Below are 410 nucleotides of genomic sequence, written 5' to 3' on the forward strand. Positions count from 1 at the left end.
TCTGGGCACCACGATCATCTACGTGACGCACGATCAGGAAGAAGCGATGACGATGTCGGACCGCATCTGTTTGATGGATGCGGGCAAGATCGCGCAACTGGGTACGCCTGCTGATCTGTACTTCCGTCCGAAGAATGTGTTCGTGGCGGATTTCCTCGGTGAATCGAATCTGCTCGATGCACAGGTGACGTCGCGCGAAGGCGATCAGGTGCGTCTCGCGATGCACGGCATCGACAAGGGCCGCGCGATGGTCTACGACGCACAGGTGCAATCAGGCAAGCCGGTGAAGCTGATGCTGCGTCCGCAGAATTTGCGCGTGAACGGTCACAACGATTCAAGCGCGGAGACCATGTCCGCCAGGCTCACCGACATCATGGTGACCGGCGGCATGACCAAGCTGTACATGCAGC

1 pseudogene is annotated in these 410 nt (G+C 58.8%); it reads left to right on the top strand.

Going from position 1 to position 410, the window contains the following annotated elements:
* Positions 1-410 (top strand): annotated as a pseudogene (locus tag QCE69_RS39415) (spermidine/putrescine ABC transporter ATP-binding protein); the annotation flags it as partial.

The organism is Caballeronia sp. LZ032, from assembly GCF_031451315.1.
Taxonomy (GTDB): Bacteria; Pseudomonadota; Gammaproteobacteria; order Burkholderiales; family Burkholderiaceae; genus Caballeronia.